Raw genomic sequence first — 24,691 nt, 5'->3', positions numbered from 1 at the left:
TCAGCGCTCCACCAGCGCGATGCGCGCGTTGTACCAGTTCATGAACAGAGAGATCGACAGGCTGATCGTCAGGTAGACCAGCATGATGATGGCGATGCCCTCGATCGCCTGTCCCGTCTGGTTCAGCGTGGTATTGGCGATGGAGACGATGTCCTGGTAGCCGATGGCCACCGCCAGCGAGCTGTTCTTGGTGATATTGAGATATTGGCTGGTCATGGGCGGGACGATGACCCGCAGCGCCTGCGGCAGCACGATCTGCCGCAGCACCTGGCCGGGATGCAGGCCGAGCGCCTGCGCGGCTTCCCATTGGCCCTGCGGCACGGAGAGGATGCCGGCGCGCACGATCTCGGCGATGAAGCCGGCGGTGTAGAGGACGAGCCCCATGAGCAGCGCGAAATATTCGGGGCTGACAGTCAGGCCGCCGCGGAAGTTGAAGCCGCGCAGCGCCGGCCAATCCACCGTCCAGGGCGCGCCGAAGCCGGCCCAGACCGCGACCGGCAGCGCCAGCATGGCGCCGAGCGCGACCGGCCAGACCCGGCGCGGCTGGCCGTCCTGCATCTGCTTCGCCAGCGCGCCGCGGCGATAGAGCCAGGTGGCGACGGCGCCGAGCAGGAAGGCGAGCAGCGCGAAGGAATGCGCGTCCTGCCACTCGATCCAGGGCAGCTTGAGGCCGCGGTTGGAGAGGAAGATGCCGTCGACCGGGTTCAGCGCCTGCCGCGGCCCGGGCAGGCCCTGCAGGATCGCGTACCAGAAGAGAAGCTGCAGCAGCAGCGGCAGGTCGCGGATCACCTCGACATAGACCGCGGCGATGCGCGACAGCAGCCAGTTGCGCGACAGCCTGGCGATGCCGACCAGGGTGCCGAGGATGGTGGCGAGGACGATGCCGACCACCGCCACCTTCAACGTGTTCAGCAGGCCGACGGTCAGCGCCCGCAGATAGGTGTCGGTCGGCGTATACTCGATCAGGCTCTCGGCGATCGGCAGCCCGGCCTCACGGTTCAGGAAGCCGAAGCCGGTGGCGATCCGCCGCACCTCGAGGTTGTGGACGGTGTTGGACCAGAGCCACCAGGCGATGGCGGCGATGAGGCCGACGACCAACACCTGCCAGACGACGCCGCGCACCCGTTCATCCGCCCAGGACAGGCGGAGCTTGCGTTTCGGTGGGGCCCGCAGCAGCCGGGGGTCTAGGGTGGTCTGGGACATGGCCGGCGCCCTTTTCTACAGCCAGGCGTGGTCAGGCGGGGTGTGCCAGGGCCGGGCGGGGCCGGCACCAGGCTTGCGTTTGCCGGGGCCGGCCGAGGCGGGCCCGGGACGGCGTTTGCCGGAGCCGGCCGAGGCCGGCCCCGGACGAAATCACCGGAAGGGCGGCGAGAACTGCAGGCCGCCCTGGGTCCAGAGGGCGTTCGGGCCGCGCTGGATGCCGATGGGCTTCAGCGTGCGGTCGAAGAGCTCGCCGTAGTTGCCGACGGCCTTGATCACCTTCACGCCCCAGTCGTCCGACAGGCCGAGCATGGGGCCGAGGCCGCCATTCTTGCCCAGCATCCGCTGCACCTCCGGCCGCGGGTCGTTCAGCATCTGGTCGACGTTCTTCTGGGTGATGCCGAACTCCTCGGCCGAGAGCAGCAGGAAATGGGTCCAGCGCACCACGTCGGCGAAGCGGGCATCGCCCTGCCGGACGCCGAGCGCCAGCGGCTCCTTGCTGATGACCTCCGGCAGGATGGTGTGGTCGTCCGGCTTCGGCTGCGCGCTGCGGGTGGCGGCGAGGCCCGAGACGTCGGTGGTGTAGGCGTCGCAGCGGCCGGCGGCATAGGCGCTGACCAGCTCCTCCAGCCGCTCGATCACCACCGGGGTGAACTTGATCTTGTTGGCGCGCGCCCAGTCCGAGAGGTTCTGCTCGGTGGTGGTGCCGGGCTGGACGCAGATGGTCGCGCCCTCCAGCTCCTTCGCCGATTTCAGGCCGAGGCTCGACTTCACCATGAAGCCCTGGCCGTCGTAGAAATTGGTGGCCGAGAAATCGAGGCCGAGCGAGGTGTCGCGCGACAGCGTCCAGGTCGTGTTGCGCGACAGCACGTCCACCTCGCCCGACTGCAGCGCGGTGAAGCGGTTCTGCGCCGTGGTCGGCACGAAGCGGACCTTGTTCGGATCGCCGAAGACGGCGGCGGCGATGGCGCGGCAATACTCCGCGTCGAAGCCGCGCCAGACCCCCTGGCTGTCCGGCTGGGCGAAGCCGGCGAGGCCGGTATTGACGCCGCAGACGAGCTGGCCACGCGACTTCACCGAATCGAAAGTATTGGCGGCCGCGGCCGGCGCCTGCTGCGCCCGCGCCAAGTTCGGCAGGGCCAGGGCAAGACCAAGCGCCGCGAGGCCGAGCGCGCGCGTGAGTGTAAGCCCGAAGGGCTGCATGAAACTCTGTCTCCCGTTCCGGCCGCCCATGGGCGGCGGTCCCTGTTGCTTGCGTCCAGCAAATGCTGCGCCAGCGGAGACGGAACATCAACGCGGCAATGCCGAGCGCCTCCCCGCCCCCCGCCGGGTCCAACCGCGATAGCAGAGGCGCGAGGGATTGCGAAGCAAGCCCCGGGACCGTTCCGATTATATATCGTCTACCATCGCTGCTGCAAGGGAATGAGGCGGCGCCTGCCCAGTTTCGGGGCGCCGCCGCGCACCTTCCCCGAGGGCGGGCCGGTCCTGACCTCGGCGCCTGCTGGCGCCCCGGCCAGCGGTCCGCCTTGTATGTTGGGCGAGCCGATCCAGACCTCCGGGCCATCCGTCCCTTCGGTCATCGGCACGCCCCGCGCTTGCGCGCGCATCGGCGCTCCGGTCATCGGATCGCCCGTGTCGGGCGCGGCGATTCAGGCCACAGCGCCCTTCGGCGCGCCTCAGCCTGCCGCGGCCTCGTGCCGCGGCAGGCTGAGGCGCAGCCCATTGCCCTCCGGCGTCGCGCTGCCGCCATGCGCCAGCGCCACCGCCGCCACGCGGTCCAGCGCCGGCGGCGAGAGGCCCTCCGGCACGGCGATCGTCACCTCGCCCGCCTCCGGCGCATCCGCGACCGAGAGGTCGAGGGCGATGCCGCGCGGCTGCGCTTCCGCGATCTCCTGGGCGAGGGCGATCAGCGCCTCCTCGAGCGCGCTGCGCTCGATCAGCACCGGCGGGTCGCGCTCCGCCCGCGCCAGGGTGCAGGCGCCGCTGCCCGGCAGGATCATCTGCAGCAGCGGCTCGATGGCGGCGAGGAGGTCGGTGAGCCGGATCGCCACCACCTCCCCGGCCGGGCGGCGGATCAGGGCGAGGATGGCGCGGCTCGTCCCCTCGAAGCGCCGCGCGGCCTGCTCCACCCGCAGAAGCTGGCGCTGCGGCCCGCCCTCGGCGGCGGTGCGCTTCAGCATCTCGAGATTGGCGAAGATGACGGTCAGCAGGTTGTTGATGTCATGCTGCACGGTGCGGGCGATGCCGCCGATCGCCGCCATGCGCTCCGCCTTGCGGCGCAGAGAGGTATCCTCCGCCGTCATTCGCCTCTTCCGATCCTGCCCGCGCCCATCTAACGCGACCGTGCGGGCTTCGCGCCAGCGCGAGCAGCGAATTCCGGGCCGCTGCGGTGCCGGCGTCACGGTCCCGCCTCCGCGACGTCGTGGAAGAGCCGCGCCGGCAGGCTGCCGCCGCGGACCTCGTCCATCGGCCGGCCGTCGTCATTGCCCAGCCAAATGCCGATGACCGTCGTGCCGGCGAAGCCGACGAACCAGGCATCGCGGTAGTCCTGGGTGGTGCCGGTCTTGCCCGCCACGCTCCGGCCCGGCAGGGCGGCGGCGCGGCCGGTGCCGCGCGCCACGACGGCCTCCAGCATCCGGCGCATCGCCGCCGCATCCTCGGGCGTCACCACCCGCCGCGGCGCCGGGCGGGGCACCGGCAGGGCGGCGCCGGTCGCGGTCGCGCCGGCGATGCCGAAGGGTGTCACCCGCAACCCGCCATTGGCGAAGGCGGCATAGGCGGCGGTCAGGTCGAGCAGCGTCACCTCCCCGGTGCCGAGGGCGATGGAGGCGTCATTCGGGAAACGCCCCTCCACCCCGAGCCGCCGGGCGGCCTCGGCCGCGGCCTTCGGCCCGCCGGCGCGGAACAGGATGCGGACCGCGGCGGTGTTCACCGACTGCGCCAGCGCCTCCTCCATGCTGATCTCGCCGCGCGGCCTCCAGGTGCCGTTGCCCGGCGACCAGGCGCCGAGGGTCAGCGGCCCGTCCGGCACCTCGTCCTCCGGCTGCATGCCCTTCTCGAGCGCCGCGAGGTAGACGAAGGGCTTGAAGGCGGAGCCGGGCTGGCGGCGGGCGCTGGTCGCGCGGTTGAACTGGCTGGCGCGGAAGTCCCGCCCGCCGGCCATGGCGCGGACCGCGCCGCTACTGGCGTCGAGCGCCACCACCGCGCCCTGGGTGACGCCGGCGCGGGCGCCCGGCCCGGCCAGCAGCGCCTCCAGCCGCGCCTCGACATGCGCCTGCAGCCGGGGGTTGAGCGTCGCGCGCAGGGTGAGGTCGGCATTGCCGGGGAAGGTCTCGGCCAGGTCCTCCAGCGCCCAGTCGGCGAACCAGCCGGCTTGGCGCGAGGACGGCGCGGGCAGCCGCATGCGGCCGAGCTCTGCCTCCATCTGCGCTTGCGTGATGGCGCCGGTCGCCACCATCGCCTCCAGCACCTCCGAGGCGCGGGACACCGCGAGGTCGGGCGAGGCGCGCGGGTTGAGGCGCGAGGGGGCCTTGGGCAGGCCGGCCAGCATCGCCGCCTGCCAGAGGTTCACCCGCTTCGCCGGCACGCCGAAGAAGAGCCGCGCCGCGGCATCGACGCCATAGGCCCCGGCGCCGAGATAGACGCGGTTGAGGTAGATCTCGAGCAACTGGTCCTTGCTGAAGCGGCGCTCGAGCCAGAGGGCGAGCAGCGCCTCCTGCACCTTGCGCCGCGTCGTGCGCTCAGTGGTCAGGAACAGGTTCTTGGCGAGTTGCTGGGTCAGGGTCGAGCCGCCCTGGACCACCTCCCCCGCCCGCCAGTTGGCGACCGCGGCGCGGGCCAGGCCGATGGGGTCGATGCCCCAGTGGTGGCGGAAGCGCCGGTCCTCGACGGAGATCAGCGCGGCGGGGAGAGCGGGCGGCAGGTCGCGCAGCCGCACCGTCTCCCCATAGAGGTCGCCCTGGGTCGCCAGCATCGACCCGTCCGCCGCCAGCAGGGTGACGGAGGGCCGGCGCGTCGCCTGCGGGACGCCATCCACCCGCGGCAGGTCCCAGGCGAAGTAGAGCAGCAGGAGGAAGAGGCCGAGCCCGCCGAAGACCAGCCCCTGGACGAGCCAGCCCAGCCAGCGTCGCAGGCGGCGGCGCGGTGCGGCAGTCCGGGGGGAGGCGGAGAGGGCCGGCCGCGGCGCGGCGGCCCGGGCGGGGGAGGCCGGGCCGCGGCGCGCGCGGGCGGGCGGGGCCGGCGGCATCGCCCAGCCCATAGCAGAGAAATCCTGGCCCCGGCATGGCAACGCCTGCGCGAGCAGCCCCCTGGCGGCGCGGCGGGGCCGTGGTATCGCTGGCGCAAGCGAAGGCCGTCGGTGGCCCGCTTGTCCCGCCCTCGCCCGATGCGGCGAAGGGACGGGACAGGGCACCAGGGAGGGAATGCGTGGACTACAGCCACATCATCATCGGCGGCGGTTCCGCCGGCTCGGTGCTCGCCAATCGGCTCTCGGCCCGCTCGGCCAACCGCGTGCTGCTGCTCGAGGCCGGGCAGGACACGCCGCCGGGCCAGGTGCCGAAGGAAATCGAGGACACCTATCCCGGCACCGCCTATTTCGACCCGCGCTTCCACTGGACGGACCTCAAGGTCCGCACCCAGGTCGTCTCCCACAACGACCCCCATGCCGCGCCGCCCCCCCTGCGCAAATACGAGCAGGCGCGGGTGCTCGGCGGCGGCTCCTCCATCAATGGCCAGATGGCGAACCGCGGCGCGCCGACCGATTTCGACGAGTGGGAGGCGCGCGGCGCCGCCGGCTGGAACTGGCAGTCCGTGCTGCCCTACTTCAAGAAGGTCGAGCGCGACCTCGACATCGCCGACGAGTGGCATGGCCGGGACGGTCCCATCACCGTCACCCGCATCCCCGAGGCGCGCTGGCCGGCACATGCCCGCGCGACGGCCGAGGCCTTCCGGCAGGCGGGGTTCAAGCACCTGCCCGACCAGAACGGCCGCTTCGAGGACGGCTACTTCCCCGTCACCGTCTCGATCGACGGGCAGAAGCGCGTCTCGGCCGCGGTCGGCTACCTGAACGAGCAGGTGCGGGCGCGCGGCAACCTGACCATCTCGACGCGGACGCAGGTCACCGGCCTGCTGTTCGAGGGCAGGCGCTGCGTCGGCGTGACGGCGCTGGTGGAGGGCCAGCCGCGCGAGTTCCGCGGGCGGGAGGTGATCCTCTCCGCCGGCGCCATCCACTCTCCCGCCATCCTGCTGCGCAACGGCATCGGGCCGGTGGGGCACCTGCGCGAGATGGGGATCGAGCTGCGCTCGGCGCTGCCGGGCGTCGGGCAGCGGCTGATGGACCACCCCTCCATCTCGCTCTCCTCCTTCATCCGACGCCCGGCGCGGCTGACGGATGCGCATTCGCGCCGGCACATCCTGCTCGGGCTGCGCTACTCCTCCGGTATCCCCGAGGCGCCGAGGGGCGACATGTTCGTCGCCGTCGCCAGCAAATCCGCCTGGCATTCCGTCGGGCAGCAGATCGCCTCGCTGCTGGCCTTCGTGAACAAGACCTATTCGGAGAGCGGACAGGTCCGCCTCGCCTCCACCCGCTGGCAGGAGGAGCCGGTGGTGGAGTTCAATCTGCTCTCCGACCGCCGCGACCTCGACCGGCTGATGGCGGGCTTCCGCATGCTGGCGGCCATCCAGCTCTCGGCGCCGCTCGCCGCCGTCACCACCGACCCCTTCCCGGCGGCCTATAGCGACAAGGTGCGCGCCATCGGCGTGGTGAACGAGCGCAACCGCTGGATCACCCGCGCCATCGCGACGCTGCTGGACGGCCCGCCGGCGCTGCGCTCCTGGCTGATCGAGAAGTATGTCGTGGAGGGCTTCACCTTCCGCCAGGTTATGCAGGACGAGGAGGCGCTGGAGGCCTTCATCCGCAAGGCGACCATCGGCGTCTGGCACGCCTCCTGCTCCTGCCGCATGGGGCGGGAGGACGACCCGATGGCGGTGGTGGACACCGAGGGGCGGGTGCGCGGGATCGAGGGGCTCCGGGTGGTGGACGCCTCCATCTTCCCCGTCGTGCCCTGCGCCAATACCAATTTCCCCGTGCTGATGACGGCGGAGAAGATCGCCGATGCCATGCTCGCGGAGGCGGCGCCGGTCCTCGCCCCGGGCGGCTCGGCCCTGGCCTGATGCGGTGCAACAACCATCGTCCCGCGGCGTTGTCGCGGGACAATGGCGAATCCCTGGACGAAGAAGAACCCCCTCCTCAGCCTCTGGCTCAGCGCCGCCAATGCCTGGGCCGGCGCGGCTCGCGGCGTCGCCGTGAATGCGGCGAAGCGGCAGCAGGCCGCGGCGGCGAAGGCCGCGACGCGGCCGCGGCGGACCAGGAAGCGCTGACGCCCCCGCAGCGGGACGCCGGCGCCGCCCGGCCCGTCAGATCCTGTCCGGCGGCAGGTCCGTCGGGAAGCAGTGCACGTGCTTGAAGCCGTTCGGCGCCTCGCCCGCGGCGAGATAGTCGATGTTGTCCGTCCCGCCCGCGCCGACGCCCGCCGGGATCGCGTCCAGCCCCACCGCCCGCCGCATGCGATAGGCGATGACATGGTCGGCGCAGGCGCTGTCGCCGCTGACGCCGAGGCCACCGATCACCTTGCCGCCGCTGTAGAGCGGCACGCCGCCGCCGAAGGTGATGATCCCGCCCGGCGTCCGCCCGAAGGCATTGGCCAGGGCCTGCGCCAGCTTCGGGTTGCCCTGCACCAGGAAGGCCGGGTTGAAGGGATTGGAGTTGTTGAGGCCGTAGAGCGAGCCGCCCGGCTGGGTCGCCGAGTAGAGATTGGCAGTCGAGAGGGCGAGCGCGTCGTTGCTGAAGTCGTTGGCCGTGCTCGCCTTGGCCATGGCGATGGCGCGGCTGCCCGGCCAGGCGTCGCCGATCCTGGTGACGGAGCAGAGCCGCCCCTGCCGGTCCACCACCGCCGACCACATGCGGTTGGGGCTGAAGATGCCGCCATTGGGCTGCGTCACCACGGCCTGCAGCGTGCCCTGGATCTGCGCCACGACCTCGGCCGGGATGCCGCAGGCAGTGTCCTCGCCGTCATCGGCGCGCGCCACCGGGGCGGCCAGCAGCAGGAGGGAGGCGATGGCCAGGAAGCGTCTCATGCGGGTTTCCTCTGCATCTTGCGGTTGGTCCCGGCGGCGCCGGGCCTGCCGCCCCGCACCCGCGCGCGGCCGTTCCGGCCTGCGGCGCGGCGTCACGCTAGGACGCGCGGCGAACCGATCTCAAAAACCAAATGCAGATTGCTTTTCTGGCACTCTTTCGTGCAGCCGGTTCCCGCTCGGGGTCGCGGCTGCGGTCGGGCAAAGAATCGAACGGGTTAGGAACGGCAAGGGGCGCGCGGCCTGTCGGGCCACCCATGCCAACCTCGCAAGGTCCTGAAGCGGGTTCAGGCAATGGGGTGCGCCGGTCCCGCCATCCCAAGGGGATGGCGCGTTCAGCCCTTCTCGCTGCCCGAGCCGAATCCCATCACCAGTTCATGGATCCGCTGCGGGTCGGACTGCTCCATCACCCGCCGTGCGAAGCGGGCGCAGTCGGCGATGTCGAGGCTGCGCACCATCTGCTTCACCCGGGGGATGGCGCTGGCATTCATCGACAGGCAGCGGATGCCGAGGCCGAGCAGCAGCGGCACCAGCCGCGGGTTGCCCGCCATCTCGCCGCAGACGCTGACCGGCATGCGCAGCCGGAGCGCGGCCTCGGTCGCGAACTGCATCAATCGCAGCACCGCCGGATGCAGCGGGTCGTAGAGGTGGCTGACCTCCGCCTCCGCCCGGTCGACGGCGAGCGTGTACATGGCGAGGTCGTTGGTGCCGATGGCGAAGAAATCGGCCTCCAGCGCGATGGCGTCGGCAGCCAGCGCCGCGCCCGGCGTCTCGATCATGCAGCCAAGCTCGGGCAGCCGGTCCGGCAGGTGCACGCCCTTGCGGCGCAGCCGGCGCGCCACCCGCTCATAGACCTCCCGCGCCTCCTTCACCTCCGACGGGTTCGTCACCAGCGGCAGGAGGATGCGGACATTGCCGCGGTCGGCAACGCGCAGGATGGCGGCGAACTGCGCCTCCAGCAGCTCCGGCCGCTTCAGCAGCAGCCGGAGGCCGCGGAGCCCGAGCGCCGGGTTCGGCCCGGCATGGGTCGGCGCGATGCCCTGGCTCAGCGCCTCCATGTCCTTCTCGCCGCCCCAGTCGAGGACGCGGATGGTGACCTGGTCGGTCCCCATGGCCTCCAGCACCTGCGCATAGGCCTGGGTCTGCGCCTCCTCGTCCGGCAGGTCCTCGCGGTTCATGAAGAGGAACTCGGTGCGCAGCAGGCCGATGCCCTGCGCGCCGGCCTGGGCGATCAGCGGCAGCTCGGCCGGGATCTCCAGGTTGGCCTGCAGCTCCACCGGCTCGCCATCGGTTGTGACCGCCGGCAGGCGGCGCAGCTTGGCGAGCTTGGCGCGTTCCTTGGCGAAGGCGGCCAGCGCCTCCCGGCCCTTCTCCAGCGCCGCCTCGCCCGGGCGGAGCACGATGGTCCCCGCGCTGCCGTCCAGCACCGCCTGGTCGCCGCGCTGCGCGCTCTCGGTCAGGCCGACGCAGCCGAGGACGGAGGGGATGCCGAGGGCGCGCAGCATGATGGCGGTATGGCCGTCGGCGCCGCCCTCCTCCGTCGCCACGCCCGCGATGCGGGAGGGGTCGAGCAGCGCGGCATCCGCCGGCGTCAGCTCCTCGGCCACCAGGATCGACCCCTCCGGGACGTCCTTCAGGCTGCGGAAGGGGGTGGCGGTCAGGTTGCGGGTCAGGCGGCGGGCGATCTCGCGCACCTCGTCGGCGCGGCGCTTCAGGCCAGCACGGTCGTCGTCCCTGGCGGAGAGGATCAGCGCGGCGATCGCCTCCGCCTCGTCCTGCACCGCCGTCTCGGCGGCCAGCAGCCCGGTCTCGATCCGCTTGCGGGCGCCGCGCAGCAGGCGGGAATTGCCCAGCATCAGCACATAGGCGTCGAGCAGCGGCGCGAGCTCCTCCTGCGCCTCCTCGGGCAGGATGGCGAGGCGGGACTTCAGCTTGCCGAGCTGCTTGCGCGACAGCGCGACGGCATCCGTCAGGCGCTGCCGCTCGGCCTCCACCTGACCGGGCTGGATGTTGCGCCGCGGCGCCTCGGCCGGGATCTCGCTGGTGTCGTAGATGAGTCCGATGGCGATGCCGGGGGCGACCGCGATGCCGCGGATCGCGTGCTCGCGCGTCTGGCGCGCGGCGGGCTTGCGCGGCGCCTCGGTGCCGCGCTCGGCCGCGCGTTCGGCGCCGCCATGTGCGCCGCCCCCGTTGGCACCGCCATGTGCGGCGCCGCGGGCGCCTAAGGCTCCGGCCGGACCCTCCGCCTTCTCACTCTTCATGGAAGCCGGCCTCGACCAGGCCGGCCACCGCCTCGAGCGCTTCCTTGGCGTCCCAGCCTTCGGCTTCGATCTCGACCTCGCTGCCCTTGCCGGCGCCCAGCATCATCAGTCCCATGATGGAGCAGGCGGGCACCTTCTGGCCGTCGCGCGAGACATGCAGGCAGGCGGAGAAGCGCTCCGCCAGCGTCACCAGCTTGGCCGCCGCGCGGGCGTGCAGGCCGCGGCTGTTGCGGATCCTCAGCGTCTGCCGGAGGACGAGGTCCCCCTCGCCGCAGCCGCACTCGGCGGTGGACTCGACCGGTTGCGTCGCGGCATGGCTCACGGCTTGTTCCCTCCATTGGCACGGCCGTTGACCCGGGCGATCCCGTTCGGGATGTCGCCGGCAGCGGCGATGTATTTCCGTCCGGCCGCGGCGGCATGGTCGACCGCCTCGGCCAGCGGCTCGGACGACCTGATCTTGGCGAGCTTGACCAGCAGCGGCAGGTTGACGCCGGCGATGACCTCGACCTGCTTGCGGTCGGCGAGCGAGACGGCGAGGTTGCAGGGCGTCCCGCCCATGATGTCCGTCAGCACGACGACGCCGTCGCCCTGGTCGACCGCCGCGATGCTCTCGCGGATGTCCTGCCGGCGCCGCTCCATGTCGTCGTCCGGCCCGATGCAGACCGTGGCGACCGCGCGTTGCGGCCCGACCACATGCTCCATGGCAAGGCGGAGTTCGTCCGCAAGCCGGCCATGGGTGACGAGAACCAGTCCTATCATGGGATGCGCGTCAGGGCCTCCCGACCCCCCGCCCCGTCCGATGGAGTCGGGGCGGCCTCTCCCCCGGCCGCCCCTGGGAATCCATGGGGGGCCGGGCTGCGGTGGCCGGGCGGCCAGACTGGGTCGATCCCGGCTGGCTCCCGCTGGGCAAGTTCCCGATGCGTCACGTCCGCACGCCAGCCCGCCCCACGAAGATGGTCAGCCAGACGCTCCACCACAAGGACCGAACGATGCTGGCCCCCGGAGCAGCCTATCGCGACCGTGAGGTACTTCTTGCCCTCGGCGACGTAGCGCGGCAGCAGCGGATCGATGAAGCCGAGGAGCCGGGTCCAGAAGCCCGGGAAGTCCGGGTCCTCCTCGACATAGCGGGCGACGGCCGGGTCGCGGCCGGTCTGCGGCTTCAGCGCCGGGACGTAGTGCGGATTGCGCAGGAAGCGGACGTCGAAGACCAGGTCGGCCTCCCGCGGCAGGCCGCGCGGGAAGGCGAAGGACATCACCTGGATCGAGAGGCCGGGCGTCCCCTCCGGCCGAAAACGCCGCTCGATCATCTGGCGCAGCGCCGGCAGCGGCAGGTCCGAGGTGTCAACCACCAGATCCGCCGCGTCCCGCAGCGGGGCGAGCAACTCCTTCTCCCGCGCGATGCCGTCGGTCACCCGGTTGCCGAGCGAGCCGCCGGGCGCCAGCGGGTGGCGCCGCCGCGTCTCGGTGAAGCGGCGGAGCAGCGCGGCATCCTCCGCGGTGGCATAGACCAGGCTGACGGCGATGGCAGGGTTGGTCCGCAGGCGGTCCAGGGTGGCCAGGGCCTCCGGCGCCGCGAAGCCGCGGGTGCGGGTGTCGATGCCGGCGGCGATCGGCTCCGCCCCGTCCTCGACCAGTTCCTCCAGCACCTTGAGCGGCGGGTTGTCCACCGTCTCGAAACCCAGATCCTCCAGCACGCGGAGGATGGAGGCCTTGCCGGCACCGGAGAGGCCGGTGACCAGCACCACCGGACGGGCGCCCGGGACGGGCCGCGCGGGCAGGGCCTGGCTCATGCGAAGGCGCCCGCCTGCAGGCGGGCGCGGCCCAGGACGACATCGAGGGCGAGGGAGAGCCGCGCGGTCGCCGAGGCCTCGAAGGGGTCGAGCCGCAGGGCGGGCAGCGCGATGCCGGCCCCGGCCCAGTGTTCGGGCTCCGGCAACCGCGGGATCGCGCCACGATCGGCGAGATGCACCGCGAGGCGGAGCCTGGCCGGCGCCGCGACCGGCAGGTCGCGCAGGATGCCGAGGCCGCGCACCTCCAGCATGCCGCGGAGCGCCGGCGGCGGGGCGGCCTGCAGCGCCCCGGCCTCGGCCCGCAGCGCGACCTGGTCGTCGGCGACCAAGCCCCATCCCTCGCGGATCAGACGCAGCACGAGATCGGACTTCCCTGACCCGGGGGGGCCGAGCAGGAGCACGGCGTCCCCGTCGCGGGCGACTGAACTGGCATGGAGCAGCATCCCGGTCGCCACCAAACAGGCGACCGACCTTGGCAGGATTCCCCCGGCCTTCCAAGGGCAGCCGCGGTTGCGTCGCACCATAAGGCATGCCACCCCTGGCGCACCATGACCCTCCTCCCGGACCGCGACGCAATCCTGGCTGCCGCCCGGCGCATAGCCCCGCATGTCCGCCGCACGCCGCTGCTGCGGCTGGCCGGCGCCGATCTCGGCCTGCCCCACGACATCGTGGCGAAGCTGGAACTGCTGCAGGCCAGTGGCTCCTTCAAGCCGCGCGGCGCCTTCAACCGGATGCTGTCGGGCGCGGTTCCGCCGGCCGGGGTCATCGCGGCCTCCGGCGGCAATCACGGTGCCGCGGTGGCCTATGCGGCGCGGGCGCTGGGGGTGCGGGCGGAGATCTTCGTCCCGGAGATCGCCGGCGCCGCCAAGCGGGCGCGGATCGAGGGCTATGGCGCCCGTCTGGTTGTGGGCGGCGCCGCCTATGATGACGCTCGGCAGGCGAGCGAGGCCCGCGCGGCGGAGACGGGGGCCCTGATGGTGCATGCCTATGACCAGCCGGAGGTGCTGGCGGGCCAGGGCACCGTCGCATCGGAGTGGCAGGAGGACGCGCCGGAGCTCACCCATGTGCTGGTGGCAACCGGCGGCGGGGGGCTGATCGGCGGCATGGCCGCATATTATGCCGGAACAGATGTCCAGGTCGTGAGCGTGGAACCGGAAGGCTGCCCGACCCTGGCGACGGCGCTGCGTGCCGGCCGGCCGGTGCCGGCGCCGGTCGGCGGCGTCGCGGCGGACAGCCTCGGCGCGCGGCAGGTGGGCGGGCTGATGTTCGCGGTGGCCAGGGAGCATGTGGCGGCGGCCGTGCTGGTGCCCGACGAGGCTATCCGGGCGGCCCAGCGCCTGCTGTGGGATGCGTCACGGCTGGTGGCCGAGCCGGGCGGGGCGACGGCGCTGGCGGCGCTGCTCTGCGGGGCTTGGCGGGCGCCCGCGGGGGCGCGGGTCGGCGTGCTGGTCTGCGGCGGGAATTGCGATCCGGGGAGCGTGCTGGCCTGAGCAAACCCCTCGGAGAATGCGCCGCAATAAATTCCTGAGCGGGCTTTCATCTCAGGGGCCTGCGCCTCGAAAGCCAGCCCAGGACCGGGCGCGGCGCGCCCTATCCCGCAGCACGCGGCCGGAGGTCAGGCCAGCAGCAGCGCCAGCCCGATGGCGCCGAGCGCGATGCGGTACCAGCCGAAGGGCGTGAAGCCGATCCGCCCGATCACCGAGAGCACCCAGCGCACCGTCACCAGCGCGACGACGAAGGCCGCGACGAAGCCGACCGCGATCTGGCCCATCCCGTCCATCGAGATCTGGTCGCGCACCTTCAGCAGGGAATAGGCCGTCGCCGCCAGCATGGTCGGGATGGCGAGGACGAAGCTGAACTCGGCGGCCGTCTTGCGCTCCACGCCCAGCAGCAGCGCGGTGATGATGGTCGCGCCCGAGCGCGAGGTGCCCGGGATCATCGCCAGCGCCTGGCCGAAGCCGATGAGGAGCGAGGGCAGCGGCCCGATCTCGGGCACCGAGCGGATGGCGGGCACCTTGCGCAGCCGCTCGATCAGGATGATGGCGATGCCGCCGAGGATCAGCGCGGTGCAGACCACATAGGGGCTGAACAGCACCTCGGTGATCGTCTTGTGCAGCGTCGCGCCGAGGACGGCCGCCGGCACGAAGGCGAGGACCAGGTTGGATACGTAGAACCGCTCGAGCCCCGGCCGCCACATGCCGGTCGCCAGCCGCCACAGCGTCGCGCGGTAGATCCAGATGACGGCGAGGATGGCGCCGAGCTGGATGGAGATCTCGAAGACCTTCCCCGGCGGGCCCTGGAAGCCGATGACCTGCCCGAGCAGGATAAGGTGGCCGGTGGAGGAGATGGGGAGGAATTCGGTCAGGCCCTCCAGCACGCCCATGGCGAGGGCGGAGAGCAGCGCGGCAGTGTCCATGAACGGAAAGCGTCCCGAGGAAGGAGGCGCCCCCTTACCGCCCGGCGGGGCCGCGCGTCCAATGCTGCGATGCGGGAGCACCCCGGAGGCCCGCGCGCAGCGGCCCCGGCAGGGCCGCCGCAATGCGGGGCAGGACTAGCCGCGCCGCGCCGCCTCGGGGAAGGCGAAGTTGTCGAAGCTGCTCTCGGCCACCCGGAACCACTGGTACTCCTCGTCCCGATAGGCCTTGTAGGAGGTCCAGATCTTCCTGAAGCGCTCGTTCTTCGCCGACATCTCGTCGTAGAGGGCGTGCGCCTCCTTCCAGGCGGCCTGCAGGATGTCGCGCGGCCAGAAGCGGAGCTGCGCGCCCGCGCCGACCAGCCGCCGCAGCGCCTGCGGGTTCAGGTGGTCGTACCGCGCCAGCATGTCGGCATTCGCCTCGCCGCAGGCGGTCTCGACCGCCGCCTTGTAGGCGGGCGGCAGCGCCTCGAAGGCGGCCTGGTTGACCAGCAGGTGCAGATGCGCCCCCGCCTCCCAGAAGCCCGGCGCATAGTAGTGCCGGGCGACCCGGACGAAGCCGAGCTTCTCGTCGTCATGCGGTCCGACGAACTCCACGGCATCGAGCGTCCCGCGCTCGAGCGCCGGGTAGATGTCGGAGGCCGCGATCTGCGTCGGCACCGCGCCCATGCGGCGGAAGATCTCGCCGGCGAGGCCGGCGACGCGGAATTTCAGCCCCTTCAGGTCGTCGAGGCTCTTGATCTCGTTGCGGAACCAGCCGCCCATCTGCGCGCCGGTGTCGCCCGCGGGGAAGCCGACGATGTTGTAGTCGCGCAGCAGCTCCGCCGCGAGCTCCCCGCCGCCGCCATAGGCCAGCCAGGCCAGGTTCTGCCGCGCGTTCAGGCCGAAGGGCAGGGCGGTGAAGAAGGCGAAGGACGGGTCCTTGCCGGTATAGTAGTAGACCGGGGTGTGCCCGCCCTCGATGGTGCCGGCCTGCACCGCATCCAGCACCTGCAGGCCGGGCACGATCTCATTGGCCGCGAAGAAGCGGATCTGGAACCGGTTGTCCGTGAGCTGCGCCACGCGCTGGGTGATGCGCTCGCCCGTGCCGTAGAGCACGTCGAGGTTGCGCGGGAAGGCGGAGGAGATGCGCCAGCGCACCTCCGGATTGGCCTGGGCCAGGGCCGGCGTGGCGAGGACGGCCGGCACGGCGGCCGCGGCGCCGAGCATGAGACGACGTTGCATGGCGGATACTCCCGGACGGAGCGGCGGTGTAATGCGATTGCGTCAGGTGGAAAAGCCCGCGGCGGCGGTGCCGGCCATCAACCCCTGGGCGGCCGTGCCGCTGGTGGCGCTGGCCGGCTGCGTGGACGCGATCGGCTGGCTGCGCTTCGACCAGCTCTTCGTCAGCTTCATCAGCGGCACCAGCACCATGCTGGGCATCGCGACCGCGGAGGGCCATGGCGGCCGGGCGGCGGAACTGGCGGGCGTGGTCGGGCTCTTCGCCCTCGGCGCGCTGGCAGGTGCCGCGGCCGGCGCCCTGGCCGGGCGGGTGCGCAGCCCGGTCGTGCTGCTGCTGGTGGCGGCGCTGCTCGCCGCGGCGCTGCTGCTGCCGGGCGGGGGCGAAGGCGCGCTGCCGCCCGCCGCCTATGCCATGGTGCCGGCCATGGGCATGCTGAACACCGCGCTGCCCGGCGTCGGCGGCATCACCTTCGTCACCGGCGCCCTCTCCCGCGCCATGGAGGGGCTGGTGCAGGCGCTGCGCGGTCGGGCGCAGCATGCCGTCTGGGCGCAGCAGGCGGCCTGCTGGGCGGCGATGTGCGCGGGCGCGCTGCTCGGCGCCCGGCTGCACCTCTCCTGGGGCGAGGTGGCGCTGATCGTGCCGGCCACCGCCGCCCTGCTGGCGGCGCTGCTCGCCGCCCTGCCGCTCACCCGATGACGGTGGGATGTCGCCCGGCCGCCGCAGCGCCGCGCGCCAGCGATGCATTCTGCCGCAATCTTCACGCAGGCGGTCCGATGCCTTGCGGCACGGCCGCGCCGCGCGCAGGCTGCGCCCAGGCGCCGCAAAGGCGCGGAACGAAGGAACGTCCCGGATGAACCGTCGCCACATCCTCGCCGGGTCGGCCGCCGGCGCGCTCGCCGCGCCGGTGCTGGCCAGCGCCCAGCCGCGCCTGCGCTGGCGCTGCCCCAACAGCTTCCCCCGCTCGCTCGATACCATCTACGGTGCCGCCGAGATCGTCGCGCGCCGGGTGCGGGAGATGTCGGACGGCGCCTTCGAGATCACCGTCTCCGGCCCCGGGGAGGTGGTGCCGGCGCTGCAGATCCTGGATGCGGTCGGGCAGGGATCGGTGGAGTGCGGCTTCACCTCGGCGCTCTTCTACTTCGGCAAGGACCCGAGCTTCGCGCTCTCCTCCGCGCTCCCCTTCGGCCTGAACAGCCGCGCGACCTATGCCTGGCTGAACTACGGCGGCGGGCGCGACCTGCTGAAGCCGGTCTTCGCCGAGTCCAACATCCACGCCATCCCCGCCTGCTGCACCGGCGCGCAGATGGGCGGCTGGCTGAAGCGGGAGATCAAGGGCGTCGAGGACATGCGGGGGCTGAAATTCCGCATCGCCGGCCTCGGCGGGTCCGTCATGCAGAAGCTTGGCGGCGTGCCGCAGCAGATCGCGCCGGCGGACATCTACCCGTCCCTCGAGCGCGGGGTGATCGACGGCGCCGAGTTCATCGGCCCCTATGACGACGAGAAGCTCGGCTTCGGCCGCATCGCCAAGTACTACTACTATCCCGGCTTCCAGGAGGCCGGACCGAGCACCGATTTCCTGGTGAACCTGAAGGCCTGGGAGGCGCTGCCGAAGCCCTACCAGTCCATGCTGGAGACCGCCTGCGCCGAGGCCTTCCACGCGACGGCGGCGAAATACGACGTGGCGAACCCGCCGGCGCTGCGCCGGCTGATCGCCGGCGGGACGCAGCTCCGCCCCTATCCGCGGGAGGTGATGCAGGCGCTCTACAAGGCGGCGCAGGAACTCTATGCCGAGATCGGCGAGGCCAATGCCCGCTTCAAGCGCATCCACGAGCAGTGGGACCGCTTCCGGGTGGAGCAGATCCAGTGGTTCCGCGTGGCGGAGGACAGCCTGTCGAACTTCCAGGCGGTGGCGACGGCGCAGCGTTAGCGCGGGGCGGGGTGGGACAGCGTGGCGTTGACGCCGGCCGGCGGCAGGACAGGTCCGGCCCCGACGGGCATGGCCCCCGGCCGCGGCCGGATCCGCCTGCCGAAGGCCGGTCCCGGGCCGCAGGACGGCTCAGGCCATGCCCCTCAGCCCTGGCCATGATCCCGGCGAGGACGTCAGGCAGGGGCCGCCCCGGAGGGACGGCCCTCATGCCGAGGCAACCAGGATCGGTCGGACCTCACTCGGTCTCGGCGCGGGTCTCGCCGGTGCGGCGATTGTAGAAGATCGTCACCTTCGACACCTCGCAGAGGTTGATCCGCCCCCACTCCGCCTTGTCGCCATCCGCATAGACGACCTTGAGGTCGTACATGCAGCCGCGCGTGCCCGAAGCGAAGCGGATCTTGACGGACTTCCCGTGGTTGAGGACGTCGTCGCCGAGCACGTCGTTCTCCCAGCTCGAGGTGCTCGTCTTGGACACGTAGACTTCTTCAATCTGGTAGCCGGTGCGGTTGGCCAGGACGAAGTCCTGCTGACCCGCGGATGCACCCGTGAGGGTCATGCCGGAGATCACGGCGGCGGCGAGGAGGCCATAGGCAGCGCGCATGGGAGGGGGTTCCTTCGAGAGACCAGCCCCGGTGTTCTAGTTGCTGTCGTGAGTTGATTCCAACCTGGGGTTGTGCCTCATCCGGTCTGCTGCACACACTCGCTTCCCGCGCTTCCGGAAAGACCGGTCCCGCCCACAGCCGGGACCCGGGGGATGGTCGGGCCGCCGGGCTCCCCCGGCACGGGGCGGCGATCCCCTCGGCCGGCCCTGCACAGGCCTGCAGGCAATCCGGGCGGGTGGCGGCCCCGGCACCCGCTGCGGCGTGCGCGGGATCGCGCGCCCGCACACGCCGCTCAGTGCATGTGATGCGCGTGGTCGGGCTGCGCCGGCTTCGGCCGCGCGTGCGGCGCGGGCATGCGCAGGCCCCGCTTCGGCATGCCGGACCGGCATGGCCGGCAGCAGCAGGAGTGCGAACGCGAGCAGGTCCGCAGCCCTCGCATCGGTCCTGCTCCGCTGCTCGCCCCTGCCTGCGGCCTCGAGCGGCTCCCGCCAGGCCGGGGCGCTCGCGGCGCGGCAGCCGCGCAGCATGGGCCCGGCTTCGCGCTTCCCCCGATGGGAAGGTCAAGCGCCATCCCGCGCCGCCGCGCGTTGCGGGGCCGTCAGCCGGGAGGAACGCGCCATGCTCTACCACCTGCATGCGGCCCAGGAGGCCTGGTCCGCCCGCCTCCGTCCCGTCGCGCGGGAGGCGGCGGGGTGGCTGCGCCGGCTCGGCGACCGGCCCGGGGTGGCGCAGGCCGCCGCGGCGCTGCAGCTTCTCGAGGAGGTCGGCACCACCCATCGCAAGCCGGAGTTCGGCCTGGACCGCATCCGCGCCGGCAACCGGGTGGTGCCGGTGCGGGAGGAGGTGGTGCAGGCCGCCCCCTTCGGCCGGCTGCTGCGCTTCGCCAAGGACGCGCCGCGGGCCGGGCCGCCGGTGCTGGTCGTCGCGCCGCTCTCGGGGCACTACGCCACGCGGGTGCGGGACACCATCGCCGCGCTGCTGCCGGAGCACGACGTGCATGTCACGGACTGGACGGATGCCAGGCTGGTGCCGGCGGCCGCTGGGCGCTTCGGCCTCGACGCGCTGGTGGCGCAGATCATCGCCTGGCTGGAGGCGATCGGGCCCGGCGCGCATGCCCTCACCGTCTCGCAGCCCGCCGCGGCGGCGCTGGCCGCGGCGGCGCTGATGGCGGAGGACGGCAACCCCGCCCGGCCGCGCAGCCTGACGCTGATCGCCGGGCCGATCGACGCGCGCATCTCGCCCTCGCGCGAGGGGGCGCTGGTCCGCGCCCTGCCGGCCGCCTGGTTCGAAGCCATGGAGGTGGCGACCGTCCCCCCGCCCTTCCCCGGCGCCGGCCGGCGGGTGCGGCCGGGGGCGCAGCAGATCACCGGCTCGGTGCTGGCGGAGCTGCCGACGCAGGTCGCGGCGCAGCTCACCCAGTTGCGCAACCTGACCGGGGGCGATGCCGCGGCGGCAGCGGCGCATCGCCGGCACAACGACGAGCTGCGGGCGGTGATGGACGTGCCGGCGGAGCTCTACCTGGACACCATCCACCGGGTCTTCCGCGCGGCGGAGCTGGCCCGCGGGCGCATGGCCTGGCGCGGCCGGCCGGTGCGGCCGGAGGCGATCCGCGACACCGCCCTGCTGGTGGTCGAGGGCGGGGCGGACACCACCTGCCCGGCCGGCCAGACGCGGCCGGCGCTCGCGCTCTGCTGCGGGCTGCCGCAAGGGCTGCGGCAGCACCACCTGCAGCCCGGCGCCGGGCATGGCGCGCTGTTCGAGGGGCCGGCCTGGCGCGCGGAGATCCTGCCGCTTGTGGCGGCGGTGATCCGCGAGGCCGATCGCAGCGCGGCAGCGGCCGCGCCGCGGCGCGCGCGGCGGTAGAAGCAGACAGGGCGCGGCCTGGCAGGGAAAGGCACGCGCGGCATGATCCGCGCTGGGCGCATGGGACCGCTGCCGCTAGGGTAGGCGGCGCAGTATTGCGCGCCGGACGAATCGACCCATGTCCGGACGGAAGGCGCGCCGGCGGTCAATCGACCGACCGGATCGGGCGCCCATGCCTGTCGAGGACCCGCATCGTGACCATCCAGACGCCGCCCGGCCAGATCCTTCCGACCAATGCCTCGCTCGAGGGCCGCCCGACACGGGAGGAGGCGGAGGCGGCGGTGCGCACCCTGCTGCGCTGGACCGGCGACGACCCGGACCGCGAGGGGCTGGTGGACACGCCGGCGCGGGTGGTCCGCGCCTATGAGGAGTTCTTCGCCGGCTATGCGACCGACCCGGTCGACCTCCTCGCCCGCTCCTTCGAGGAGACGGACGGCTATGACGAGATGGTCGTGCTGCGCGACATCCGGCTGGAGAGCCATTGCGAGCACCACATGGTGCCGATCCTCGGCCGCGCGCACATCGCCTATCTCCCGGCCGGCCGCGTGGTCGGCATCAGCAAGCTGGCGCGGGTGCTGGAGGTCTATGCCAAGCGCCTGCAGATCCAGGAGAAGCTCACGGCGCAGGTCGCCAATTGCATCAACGATGTCCTCAAGCCCAAGGGCGTCGCCGTGGTGATCGAGGCGGCGCACCAGTGCATGACCACGCGCGGCATCCACAAGCCGGGCGTCTCCATGGTGACCAGCCGCATGCTCGGTGCCTTCCGCGACGACCCGTCCACGCGGCGGGAGTTCCTGGCCATGATCGGCGGCCAGCGCAGCAGCTTCGAGGGCTGAGCGCGCCGCGCTTGTCCCGCCCCGTCGCCCCCGGCAGGATCGGGGGCAACGGGAGAGGGGAACGGCCATGGCGGTCCTGGCATCGGGCGAAAGCGCCCGCGGCACAAGGCGACCCATCGTCTCCAACGGCGTCGCCGCGCATCTGACGACCTATATCGGCGCCAACCGCTACATGCCGGATGCCGGGGCGCCGCCGGGGCCGGAGGCGGTCTATCCCATGGCCTTCCTGGTGGAGCAGCCCGCGGGCTCGGTCGTCGCGGCGCATTTCCACGAGGCGAACCAGTTCCAGGTGGTGGTCGCCGGCGGCGGGATGCTGGGCCGGCACGCCGTCGCGCCGGTCGCGGTGCACTACACCAATGCCTATTCCTCCTACGGGCCGCTCGCGGCGGGGGAGCAGGGGCTGCACTACTTCACGCTCCGCAACGGCTATGACCGCGGCGCCCGCTACCTGCCCGCGGCGCGGGAGGAGCTGAAGGGCCTGCGCCGGCGCTTCCGCGAGGCCGTGGCGGATGCGGCGCCGGCGGTAGCCGAGGGGACGGAGGTGCTGATCGCGCCGGCGCCGGACGGCCTCGGCGCCTGGCGGCACCGGCTGGCGCCGGGCGCGGCGCTGCAGGGGCCCGACCCGGCCTCGGGCGACGGGCAGTTCTGGGTGGTGACCCGCGGTAGCCTGCGCGCGGCGGACGGCACCGCGCTGCCGCCGCTCTCGGTCGCCTTCGTCGCGCCGGACGAGCCGCCCTTCGTCGCGACGGCGGGCGAGGAGGGACTTGAGGTGCTGCTGCTGCAATACCCGCGCGGACGCGACCACGTCGGCTGACGGAAGAAGATCGGGGAGGGAAAAGTGTTCCCTCCCGTTGGACGCCTTCGGCGCCCAACCCCACCATTCCTTTTTGTGAGTCGGCTGCCGCCGCGCGGCGAGTGCAAGACTCGGAAAAATAGAAGGGGGCTCGGGGGAATACCTTCCCCCGCCCTTTGCTTCATCGAAGCGTCAGTAGCTCTTCGGCTGTCCCAGCACCCGCTCGGCGATGAAGGAGAGCACAAGCTGCTCCGACACGGGCGCGATGCGGGTGATCATCACCTCGCGCAGCAGGCGCTCGACCACGTATTCCTTGGCATAGCCCATGCCGCCATGGGTCATGACAGCCTGCAGGCAGGCCTCGTAGCCGGCGCGGCCGCCGAGGAGCTTGGCCGCATTCGCCTCGGCGCCGCAGGGCAGGCCGCGGTCGTAGAGCCAGGCGGCCTTCATCGCCATCAGGTAGGCGCTCTCGAGCGCGGTCCAGCGCTCCGCCAGCGGGTGCTGGATCGACTGGTTCTGGCCGATGGGGCGGCCGAAGACCACGCGCTCCCGCGCATAGCGGGCGGCGCGGTCGAGCGCGTCCTGGCCGATGCCGATGCCCTCCACCGCGACCAGGATGCGCTCCGGGTTCAGGCTGTCCAGCAGGTAGGAGAAGCCGCGGCCTTCCTCGCCGATGCGGTCCTCCTCCGGCACGAAGAGGTCGTCGATGAAGACCATGTTCGAATCGACGGCGGCGCGGCCCATCTTCGGGATGCGCTGCACCTCGATCCGCGCGCGGTCGAGGTCGGTGTAGAAGAGCGTGATGCCCTCGGTCGGGCGGCGCGCTTCCTCCTTCCGCACGGTCCGCGTCAGCAGCAGGATCTTGTTGGCGACCTGCCCGGTGGAGGTCCAGATCTTCCGCCCGTTGATGCGGTAGCCGCCCGGCACCTTCTTCGCGAAGGTGCTGATGCTGGTGGTGTCGAGGCCGGCATTGGGTTCCGTCACGCCGAAGCAGGCCTGGTCGGTGCCGGCGATGAGCGGCGGGATCCAGCGCGCCTGCTGCGCTGCCGTGCCGTGCACCACGATGGGGTGCGGGCCGAACATGTTGATGTGGATCGAGGAGGCAGCCGCCATCCCGCCGCCCGAGCGGGCGACGGCATGCATCATGATCGCGGCCTCGGTCACGCCGAGGCCGGCGCCGCCATGCTCGGCCGGCATGGTGATGCCGAGCCAGCCGCCCTCGGCCATCGCCCTGTGGAACTCGCGGGGGAAGCGCGCCTCGGCCTCGACCTCCCGCCAGTAGTCGTCGCCGAAGCGCCGGCAGGTGGCGGCGACGCCCTCCCGGATCGCTTCCTGCTCGGGCGAAAGGCCGAAATCCATGGTGCTGCTCCTTGGCCCTGTCAGGGGGCCCTCCCCGGGGTTGCGGCCATTTTGTTCGCAGGCTTACCATACGCAAGCGCATAAAACGGATCGGGGGAAGCGGGCCGCATGAGCGAGCGCACGCTGCGCGGGAAGGTCGCGATCGCCGGCATCGGCGAGACGACCTATTACCGGCACGGCCAGTCGCCGGATGCCGAGTTCAAGTTGGCGCTGATCGCCATCCTGGAGGCCTGCAGGGACGCCGGCATCGACCCGCGGGAGGTCGACGGCTTCGCTTCCTATGGCGGCGACCGGTCGGAAGCGGTGCGGCTGGCGGCAGCGCTCGGGATCAGGGAGCTCCGCTTCTCCAACATGCATTGGGGCGGCGGCGGCGGTGGCGTCGCGGCTTCGGTCGCCAATGCCGCGGCGGCGGTGCATGCGGGCATGGCGAATTGCGTCATCGCCTTCCGCTCCCTCGCCCAGGGGCAATTCGCCCGCTACGGCCGCGCCAACCAGCTCGCCTCCATCGGCGGGGACGATGCCTTCCTCGCGCCCTACGGGCTGATGTCGCCGGCGCAGCGCTTCGCCATGAAGATCACGCGCTTCATGACGGATCACGGCATCCGCCACGAGGCGCTCAGGGCCATCGCCATGGCCTCCTACCACCACGCGCAGAGCAACCCGCGCGCGGTGATGAACGGTCGGCCGTTGAGCGAGGAGAAATACGACGCCTCCCGCTGGATCATCGAGCCCTTTCACCGCCTCTTCGACTGCTGCCAGGAGAATGACGGCGCCGGCGCTGTCCTGGTGGTGCCGGCCGGTCGCGCCAAGGACCTGCCGCACCGGCCGACCTATCTGCTGGGAGCGGCGCAGGGCGGGCACCACCGCAGCGCGGCGCCGGTGCACAACGCGCCCGACTATGCCTCGGCCCACTTCAAGACGGTCGCGCGCAACATGTGGCACATGGCGAAGCTCGGTCCCAAGGACTGCGACGTGGTGCAGGCCTATGAGAACTTCACCGGCGGCGTGCTGCTGAGCCTGGTCGAGCACGGCTTCGTCGATCCGGAGCAGGCGAACGAACAACTGGTGCTGGAGAACCTGCTGGCGCCCTCCGGCCGCATGCCGATGAACACCAGCGGCGGCAACCTGGCGGAGTGCTACATGCACGGGCTCGAGATGGTGAACGAGGCGGTGCGGCAGCTCCGCGGCACCGCCTGCAACCAGGTGCCCGATGCCAAGGTCGTCGCGGTCCTCGGCGGGCCGATGGTGACGCCGGTCAGCAGCCTCGTCCTCGGCACGGAGGCCAGCCTGTGAG

The 24,691-nt window shown here is 72.3% G+C and carries 23 protein-coding genes; 9 read left to right on the top strand and 14 right to left on the bottom strand.

The window, feature by feature from the left end:
- The 4 genes from Q7A36_RS27535 to Q7A36_RS27520 all read right to left on the bottom strand — a co-directional run bounded on the left by Q7A36_RS27535 (position 1) and on the right by Q7A36_RS27520 (position 5,458).
- Positions 1 to 1,203: an amino acid ABC transporter permease gene (locus Q7A36_RS27535; protein ID WP_305106981.1), complete on the bottom strand. Its 1,203-nt coding sequence runs from the start codon at positions 1,201 to 1,203 to the stop codon at positions 1 to 3.
- A 150-nt stretch (positions 1,204 to 1,353) separates the two neighbouring features.
- On the bottom strand, positions 1,354 to 2,403 hold the full coding sequence (locus Q7A36_RS27530) for an amino acid ABC transporter substrate-binding protein (protein ID WP_305106980.1): 1,050 nt from the start codon (positions 2,401 to 2,403) through the stop codon (positions 1,354 to 1,356).
- A gap of 473 nt (positions 2,404 to 2,876) precedes the next feature.
- Entirely contained in the window at positions 2,877 to 3,503 is a 627-nt protein-coding gene (locus tag Q7A36_RS27525; RefSeq protein WP_305106979.1) for a sensor histidine kinase, read from the bottom strand.
- A 95-nt stretch (positions 3,504 to 3,598) separates the two neighbouring features.
- The gene (locus Q7A36_RS27520; protein ID WP_305106978.1) at positions 3,599 to 5,458 is read right to left on the bottom strand and encodes a transglycosylase domain-containing protein; all 1,860 of its coding nucleotides are present in this window, start codon (positions 5,456 to 5,458) and stop codon (positions 3,599 to 3,601) included.
- A 167-nt stretch (positions 5,459 to 5,625) separates the two neighbouring features.
- On the opposite strand from Q7A36_RS27520, the gene Q7A36_RS27515 reads away from it, so the two are divergent.
- Together Q7A36_RS27515 and Q7A36_RS27510 are read left to right on the top strand one after the other, a co-directional pair.
- A complete protein-coding gene (locus Q7A36_RS27515) occupies positions 5,626 to 7,371 on the top strand; it encodes a GMC family oxidoreductase (protein WP_305106977.1) in 1,746 nt (581 codons plus the stop codon).
- 42 nt (positions 7,372 to 7,413) lie between these two features.
- Positions 7,414 to 7,578, top strand: a complete 165-nt coding sequence (locus Q7A36_RS27510) for a hypothetical protein (RefSeq protein ID WP_305106976.1) — start codon at positions 7,414 to 7,416, stop codon at positions 7,576 to 7,578.
- A gap of 36 nt (positions 7,579 to 7,614) precedes the next feature.
- On the opposite strand, the gene Q7A36_RS27505 is transcribed toward Q7A36_RS27510, so the two are convergent.
- The 6 genes from Q7A36_RS27505 to Q7A36_RS27480 all read right to left on the bottom strand — a co-directional run bounded on the left by Q7A36_RS27505 (position 7,615) and on the right by Q7A36_RS27480 (position 12,825).
- A complete protein-coding gene (locus tag Q7A36_RS27505; RefSeq protein WP_305106975.1) occupies positions 7,615 to 8,334 on the bottom strand; it encodes a GlcG/HbpS family heme-binding protein in 720 nt (239 codons plus the stop codon).
- A gap of 332 nt (positions 8,335 to 8,666) precedes the next feature.
- Entirely contained in the window at positions 8,667 to 10,592 is a 1,926-nt protein-coding gene (ptsP, locus tag Q7A36_RS27500) for a phosphoenolpyruvate--protein phosphotransferase (protein WP_305106974.1), read from the bottom strand.
- The gene (locus tag Q7A36_RS27495; protein WP_305106998.1) at positions 10,582 to 10,833 is read right to left on the bottom strand and encodes an HPr family phosphocarrier protein; all 252 of its coding nucleotides are present in this window, start codon (positions 10,831 to 10,833) and stop codon (positions 10,582 to 10,584) included. Before Q7A36_RS27495 ends, ptsP begins: the two co-directional genes overlap by 11 nt.
- Positions 10,834 to 10,910: 77 nt before the next feature.
- The gene (locus Q7A36_RS27490) at positions 10,911 to 11,351 is read right to left on the bottom strand and encodes a PTS sugar transporter subunit IIA (RefSeq protein ID WP_305106973.1); all 441 of its coding nucleotides are present in this window, start codon (positions 11,349 to 11,351) and stop codon (positions 10,911 to 10,913) included.
- On the bottom strand, positions 11,348 to 12,382 hold the full coding sequence (gene rapZ / locus Q7A36_RS27485; protein WP_305106972.1) for an RNase adapter RapZ: 1,035 nt from the start codon (positions 12,380 to 12,382) through the stop codon (positions 11,348 to 11,350). Before rapZ ends, Q7A36_RS27490 begins: the two co-directional genes overlap by 4 nt.
- Positions 12,379 to 12,825 (bottom strand): HPr kinase/phosphorylase, encoded by a 447-nt coding sequence (locus tag Q7A36_RS27480; RefSeq protein WP_305106971.1) that lies wholly within the window; start codon positions 12,823 to 12,825, stop codon positions 12,379 to 12,381. Before Q7A36_RS27480 ends, rapZ begins: the two co-directional genes overlap by 4 nt.
- Before the next feature lie 105 nt (positions 12,826 to 12,930).
- Between Q7A36_RS27480 and Q7A36_RS27475 the strand changes: the two genes are divergently transcribed.
- Positions 12,931 to 13,872, top strand: coding sequence for a threonine/serine dehydratase (locus Q7A36_RS27475; protein ID WP_305106970.1), 942 nt, complete (start codon positions 12,931 to 12,933; stop codon positions 13,870 to 13,872).
- A gap of 125 nt (positions 13,873 to 13,997) precedes the next feature.
- Here the strand turns inward: Q7A36_RS27475 and Q7A36_RS27470 are convergent, their stop codons facing one another.
- The gene (locus Q7A36_RS27470) at positions 13,998 to 14,798 is read right to left on the bottom strand and encodes an undecaprenyl-diphosphate phosphatase (RefSeq protein ID WP_305106969.1); all 801 of its coding nucleotides are present in this window, start codon (positions 14,796 to 14,798) and stop codon (positions 13,998 to 14,000) included.
- A 135-nt stretch (positions 14,799 to 14,933) separates the two neighbouring features.
- Positions 14,934 to 16,019, bottom strand: a complete 1,086-nt coding sequence (locus Q7A36_RS27465; protein ID WP_305106968.1) for a TRAP transporter substrate-binding protein — start codon at positions 16,017 to 16,019, stop codon at positions 14,934 to 14,936.
- Between the two features lie 46 nt (positions 16,020 to 16,065).
- Here Q7A36_RS27465 and Q7A36_RS27460 point away from each other — a divergent pair, with 46 nt between their 5' ends.
- On the top strand, positions 16,066 to 16,713 hold the full coding sequence (locus Q7A36_RS27460; RefSeq protein ID WP_305106967.1) for a DUF1275 family protein: 648 nt from the start codon (positions 16,066 to 16,068) through the stop codon (positions 16,711 to 16,713).
- Between the two features lie 154 nt (positions 16,714 to 16,867).
- Positions 16,868 to 17,944: a TRAP transporter substrate-binding protein gene (locus Q7A36_RS27455; protein WP_305106966.1), complete on the top strand. Its 1,077-nt coding sequence runs from the start codon at positions 16,868 to 16,870 to the stop codon at positions 17,942 to 17,944.
- A gap of 235 nt (positions 17,945 to 18,179) precedes the next feature.
- Here Q7A36_RS27455 and Q7A36_RS27450 read toward each other — a convergent pair whose 3' ends face one another.
- On the bottom strand, positions 18,180 to 18,545 hold the full coding sequence (locus tag Q7A36_RS27450) for a hypothetical protein (protein WP_305106965.1): 366 nt from the start codon (positions 18,543 to 18,545) through the stop codon (positions 18,180 to 18,182).
- Between the two features lie 619 nt (positions 18,546 to 19,164).
- On the opposite strand from Q7A36_RS27450, the gene phaZ reads away from it, so the two are divergent.
- The 3 genes from phaZ (at position 19,165) to Q7A36_RS27435 (ending at position 22,059) form a co-directional block, all read left to right on the top strand.
- Positions 19,165 to 20,409 carry a polyhydroxyalkanoate depolymerase gene (gene phaZ / locus Q7A36_RS27445; RefSeq protein WP_305106964.1) on the top strand — a complete coding sequence of 415 codons (1,245 nt, stop codon included), beginning with the start codon at positions 19,165 to 19,167 and terminating at the stop codon, positions 20,407 to 20,409.
- Between the two features lie 194 nt (positions 20,410 to 20,603).
- On the top strand, positions 20,604 to 21,245 hold the full coding sequence (folE, locus tag Q7A36_RS27440) for a GTP cyclohydrolase I FolE (protein ID WP_305106963.1): 642 nt from the start codon (positions 20,604 to 20,606) through the stop codon (positions 21,243 to 21,245).
- Positions 21,246 to 21,312: 67 nt separating this feature from the next.
- Positions 21,313 to 22,059: a hypothetical protein gene (locus Q7A36_RS27435; protein ID WP_305106962.1), complete on the top strand. Its 747-nt coding sequence runs from the start codon at positions 21,313 to 21,315 to the stop codon at positions 22,057 to 22,059.
- A gap of 171 nt (positions 22,060 to 22,230) precedes the next feature.
- On the opposite strand, the gene Q7A36_RS27430 is transcribed toward Q7A36_RS27435, so the two are convergent.
- Positions 22,231 to 23,397: an acyl-CoA dehydrogenase family protein gene (locus Q7A36_RS27430; protein WP_305106961.1), complete on the bottom strand. Its 1,167-nt coding sequence runs from the start codon at positions 23,395 to 23,397 to the stop codon at positions 22,231 to 22,233.
- Positions 23,398 to 23,505: 108 nt separating this feature from the next.
- On the opposite strand from Q7A36_RS27430, the gene Q7A36_RS27425 reads away from it, so the two are divergent.
- Positions 23,506 to 24,690 (top strand): thiolase C-terminal domain-containing protein, encoded by a 1,185-nt coding sequence (locus Q7A36_RS27425; RefSeq protein ID WP_305106960.1) that lies wholly within the window; start codon positions 23,506 to 23,508, stop codon positions 24,688 to 24,690.
- The last annotated feature ends 1 nt before the right edge of the window (position 24,691 follow it).

Origin of the sequence: Paracraurococcus lichenis (genome assembly GCF_030657435.1) — a bacterium.
Classification (GTDB): Bacteria; Pseudomonadota; Alphaproteobacteria; order Acetobacterales; family Acetobacteraceae; genus Paracraurococcus; species Paracraurococcus lichenis.
This window is presented reverse-complemented; position numbering and strand designations above follow the sequence as displayed.

Excerpts from the sequence above, each read along its gene's own strand:
- Q7A36_RS27535 (WP_305106981.1), bottom strand. The coding sequence starts at position 1,203 with ATGTCCCAGACCACCCTAGACCCCCGGCTGCTGCGGGCCCCACCGAAA.
- Q7A36_RS27530 (WP_305106980.1), bottom strand. The coding sequence starts at position 2,403 with ATGCAGCCCTTCGGGCTTACACTCACGCGCGCGCTCGGCCTCGCGGCG.
- Q7A36_RS27525 (WP_305106979.1), bottom strand. The coding sequence starts at position 3,503 with ATGACGGCGGAGGATACCTCTCTGCGCCGCAAGGCGGAGCGCATGGCG.
- Q7A36_RS27520 (WP_305106978.1), bottom strand. The coding sequence starts at position 5,458 with ATGGGCTGGGCGATGCCGCCGGCCCCGCCCGCCCGCGCGCGCCGCGGC.
- Q7A36_RS27510 (WP_305106976.1), top strand. The coding sequence starts at position 7,414 with ATGGCGAATCCCTGGACGAAGAAGAACCCCCTCCTCAGCCTCTGGCTC.
- Q7A36_RS27505 (WP_305106975.1), bottom strand. The coding sequence starts at position 8,334 with ATGAGACGCTTCCTGGCCATCGCCTCCCTCCTGCTGCTGGCCGCCCCG.
- ptsP (WP_305106974.1), bottom strand. The coding sequence starts at position 10,592 with ATGAAGAGTGAGAAGGCGGAGGGTCCGGCCGGAGCCTTAGGCGCCCGC.
- Q7A36_RS27490 (WP_305106973.1), bottom strand. The coding sequence starts at position 11,351 with ATGATAGGACTGGTTCTCGTCACCCATGGCCGGCTTGCGGACGAACTC.
- rapZ (WP_305106972.1), bottom strand. The coding sequence starts at position 12,382 with ATGAGCCAGGCCCTGCCCGCGCGGCCCGTCCCGGGCGCCCGTCCGGTG.
- Q7A36_RS27480 (WP_305106971.1), bottom strand. The coding sequence starts at position 12,825 with ATGCTGCTCCATGCCAGTTCAGTCGCCCGCGACGGGGACGCCGTGCTC.
- Q7A36_RS27475 (WP_305106970.1), top strand. The coding sequence starts at position 12,931 with ATGACCCTCCTCCCGGACCGCGACGCAATCCTGGCTGCCGCCCGGCGC.
- Q7A36_RS27470 (WP_305106969.1), bottom strand. The coding sequence starts at position 14,798 with ATGGACACTGCCGCGCTGCTCTCCGCCCTCGCCATGGGCGTGCTGGAG.
- Q7A36_RS27465 (WP_305106968.1), bottom strand. The coding sequence starts at position 16,019 with ATGCAACGTCGTCTCATGCTCGGCGCCGCGGCCGCCGTGCCGGCCGTC.
- Q7A36_RS27455 (WP_305106966.1), top strand. The coding sequence starts at position 16,868 with ATGAACCGTCGCCACATCCTCGCCGGGTCGGCCGCCGGCGCGCTCGCC.
- Q7A36_RS27450 (WP_305106965.1), bottom strand. The coding sequence starts at position 18,545 with ATGCGCGCTGCCTATGGCCTCCTCGCCGCCGCCGTGATCTCCGGCATG.
- phaZ (WP_305106964.1), top strand. The coding sequence starts at position 19,165 with ATGCTCTACCACCTGCATGCGGCCCAGGAGGCCTGGTCCGCCCGCCTC.
- Q7A36_RS27435 (WP_305106962.1), top strand. The coding sequence starts at position 21,313 with ATGGCGGTCCTGGCATCGGGCGAAAGCGCCCGCGGCACAAGGCGACCC.
- Q7A36_RS27430 (WP_305106961.1), bottom strand. The coding sequence starts at position 23,397 with ATGGATTTCGGCCTTTCGCCCGAGCAGGAAGCGATCCGGGAGGGCGTC.
- Q7A36_RS27425 (WP_305106960.1), top strand. The coding sequence starts at position 23,506 with ATGAGCGAGCGCACGCTGCGCGGGAAGGTCGCGATCGCCGGCATCGGC.